The following is a 3,753-nucleotide window of genomic DNA, read 5'->3' as shown; positions in this document are numbered from 1 at the left end:
AACAGAAGATCCTGTACGTATTTCTTCCAGTCTTTTCTCCCATTGCCCTGTTAATTCTGCCTGGGCAATCTTTTGATCCTTCACAACATCGTAAACCGCAAGGCCTTTTGCAGTAGGAATAAGGTTTCTTTTTTCCCTGGTAATATATTCTCTGGTTATTAAGGTTTCGATAATCGATGCACGTGTGGCCGGTGTTCCTAAACCAGTGTCTTTCATGGCATAACGCAACTCTTCATCTTCTATTTCTTTGCCTGAAGTTTCAAGTGCTTTCAATAAAGAAGCCTCATTATACATCGGCTTAGGTTTCGTTTGTTTTTCCAGCAAAGCTTTATCGGCAATAGGTAAAACCTCTCCTGCTTTTACTTTAGGAAGTGAAGGGTTGTCCTCATCTTTCTTATCATCTTCCTTATCATTCAAAACAGATCTCCATCCTGCAGAGCGTATCACCGTTCCATTGGCAATAAAAACAGAGCCTGCAGCAATGGTAATCTTCGTAATTTCTTTAACACATTCTTTATGGAAGGCCTCGATCATTCGTGCAACTACCATATCATAAATAGCTTGTTTATCAGCACTTAATCCATAGGCAGTTTCGCCAGTTGGTAAAACAGCATGGTGGTCGGTTACCTTCTTCGCGTTGACACTCCGCTTGTTGAGCGGAACGGTCAAAAGATATTCCGCCTGTTTGCCAAACTCAGTGTGAGACTTAAATTTATCGAGCAGTGCAGGGATATTTGCAAAAATATCATCTCCTATATAACGGCTACCTGTTCTTGGGTACGACACTAATTTACTCTCATACAGGTTTTGTAGCAAGCCTAAAGTTTGATCAGCAGTAAAGCCCTTTTTTTTATTCGCTTCCTGCTGCAAGCTACTTAAATCATGAAGCAATGGAGGTGGTTCTTTTCGAGGTTTAGCTTCAACCTCAACAATTTCAGCACCCTGGGGAAAACCAGATTTTACATCCTCAATTTTCTCGAACAGTGCTTCAGCATCCTCTTTTTTATCGAAGTTGTTGACCGACATTGCTTTAAAAAGCTGTCCATCTTTATCAACCTGAATGCTGAGCTGGTAAAATTTCTGTGGCACAAAATTAGTAGATTCCAGGAATCTAGCACAGATCATGGCTAAAGTGGGTGTTTGTACCCTTCCCAATGACAAAACTGATCTTGAACCGGCAGAGATACTCAAGGCCTGTGTAGCATTCATGCCCACCAGCCAGTCTGATTCAGAACGACAATGCGCAGAATTAAACAAAGTATCGTAGTCTGTACCGGGTTTTAAATTTCTGAATCCCTCTTTGATGGCTTCATCAGTTTGTGAAGAAATCCAAAGTCTTTTAAAAGGTTTTTTGCACCTTAAGAAATAATAGATATACCTAAAAATCAATTCACCTTCACGCCCGGCATCCGTTGCTACAATAATTTCCGTAGCCTCATCAAAGAGCTGTTTAATGATATCTAATTGCTTTTTGACCGAAGGATCATCAACAAAACCGTCTTTAGTTTTTACCTTACGGATAGCCAGTTTAAATTTTTGTGGCAGCATTGGCAAATGTTGCCTGCGCCAGCCAATAAAGCCATACTCTTGTGGAGGTGCCAATTGTAGAAGATGCCCAAATGCCCAGGTAAAAGAATAACCCTTCCCCTCAATGTATCCATTCCTCTTTGTCGTTGCCCCAAAAACCTTCGCAAGTTCACGTGCAACAGACGGTTTTTCTGCAATTACAACTTTCATTAAATGTGGTTAAAGTCCGGACTGACAAATTTCATTAAAAATATCTTAAAACAAGCAAATGTTAGCAATTTGCAAAACACTTAAATCAAGAATGTTAGCCGAAAGCTGATTAGTCAAAAATATCCATTGCTACTTTGAAGGTATTACAATGCGCATCTACAATATCTTTTATTTGGGGAGAATAGCCCCCACCCATGCTGATTTGCAGAGGAATATTCCGGTCTTTACAAGCCTGTAAAACCAGTCGGTCTCTTTCCTTACATCCCGAGGGTGTAAGACTCAGCTTACCTAATTTATCCGTCGCAAGAACATCTACCCCGGAAAGAAAAAAGACAAAATCTGGCTGAACCTTTTTAAAAAGCTGAGGCAGAATTTCGGTAAGTTTAGACAAGTATGCTTCATCCTGCAATCCATCATCCAGCGGAATATCTAAATCACTTTGTTCTTTTCTGAAAGGGAAATTTTTATCGCCATGCATAGAAAAAGTAAACACACGGGGTTCATTTTTTAAGATTTCTGCAGTGCCATTACCCTGGTGAACATCTAAATCGATAATTAATATACGATGGCATAAATTTTTATTAACCAGGTAGTTTGCAGCAATAGCCTGATCATTTAACAAGCAAAAACCCTCACCCCAATTGCTCCCTGCATGATGCGTTCCACCGGCAACATTAAAAGCTACGCCATACTGTTTAGCGTATATTGCACCGTCAAAAGTACCCTTTGCAATCCTTCTTTCACGCTCCAACAATTGTGGCGTTAAGGGGAAGCCGATGCGACGTTGATCTTTGGCACTCAGGGTAAAATCTCTCAAAGACTCCCAATACTGCTGTTGGTGGCTCAAAAGGATAATATTTTCTTCCAGGGGTTCAGGTTCAAAAATATTATCCTTAGTAATTACCCCCTGATGCAATAATTGTTCGGGTATAAGCTCATACTTTAGCATAGGAAAACGATGTCCCTCAGGCAAAGGATGTGCATATAAAGGATGCCAGGCAATTTTGATCATTAGCCTAAAATTTCTGAAACGTGGGTTTTAATATTTGTGCAAATATCATCCAGGGGCAGATCATTGGCATCATAGCCAAAAGGATTTTCAATCTCTTCAGCAATAAGCTCTAAACTAGCCAGAACATATAAAATAAAGGGTATAATAGGCACCATGTAATAGCCCAGGCTCAGTACTAAACCAAAAGGCAATGTTGCAACATAAAAAAAGACAAACTTTTTGATGAAAGTGCTATAAGAAAATGGAATGGGTGTATTTCTGATTCTTTCGCAACCACCACAAACATTGGTAAATTGATTTAAATCTTCATTTAGTAATACCAATTGTTGTGCAGACATTTTACCTTCACGTTCCAGTGCATAAACTTTTTGAACAAGTTTAAGGGCAATCTGGTTAGGGATATGTACATCTTCCCGCACTTCAATCAACACACTGTCCTTGTCGTAAATCCTTTTTTCTCGCAAATGATCTTTCAAACAGGCAGCATATTGAGGGATAGCGCGGTTAAAAAAGGCATTATCTTCTTCTGTTAAACCCAGGGCTTTGATTTTCATAGAAAAGGTACGGGAAACATTTACCAGAGCACCTAATAATTTTCTTCCTTCCCACCACCTGTCGTAAGAGGTGTTGGTTCTGAAAACCAAGAGCATAGAGATGACAAACCCCAAAAGGCTATGCATCATTCCTATGTTTTTAGCAAAAGGAGTTTGAGAGAGGTCAATAAAATTTAAGCCCAGGTAAGCAACAATCAAAGATAGTGCTGCAACACCAATCATGATTGGCCATAGTTTTCTAAAAGTATCAGCTTTATGGAGATGGAATACAAAGACAAACCATTCTTTTGGATTATAATTAATCATTCTTAGCAGTGTTCATGCGACCAAAGATCATAAAAAAGCAAAGAAAATCAAGCTCAAAAACATAAATTCACAAATAAAAAGCCCTTCATTCCGTCAAATGAAGGGCTTAAGTAAAAATTGCTATTGAAATTTAGAATACTATTT

At 39.1% G+C, this 3,753-nt stretch carries 3 protein-coding genes; all 3 read right to left on the bottom strand.

Annotated features, from left to right (window positions below; genetic code table 11):
* On the bottom strand, positions 1–1,737 hold a 1,737-nt coding region (gene topB / locus ACR2F7_RS17305; protein ID WP_432714785.1), incomplete at its 3' end, for a DNA topoisomerase III.
* A gap of 109 nt (positions 1,738–1,846) precedes the next feature.
* Positions 1,847–2,749 carry a histone deacetylase family protein gene (locus ACR2F7_RS17300; protein WP_432714784.1) on the bottom strand — a complete coding sequence of 301 codons (903 nt, stop codon included), beginning with the start codon at positions 2,747–2,749 and terminating at the stop codon, positions 1,847–1,849.
* Positions 2,749–3,609, bottom strand: a complete 861-nt coding sequence (locus ACR2F7_RS17295; RefSeq protein WP_432714783.1) for a bestrophin family protein — start codon at positions 3,607–3,609, stop codon at positions 2,749–2,751. Before ACR2F7_RS17295 ends, ACR2F7_RS17300 begins: the two co-directional genes overlap by 1 nt.
* Between the last annotated feature and the right edge of the window lie 144 nt (positions 3,610–3,753).

Source organism: Pedobacter sp., from assembly GCF_045628745.1.
In the GTDB taxonomy this organism is placed as follows: Bacteria; Bacteroidota; Bacteroidia; order Sphingobacteriales; family Sphingobacteriaceae; genus Pedobacter.
Note: the sequence above shows the minus strand (reverse complement) of the source record. Positions and strands in the feature narration are given on the sequence as shown.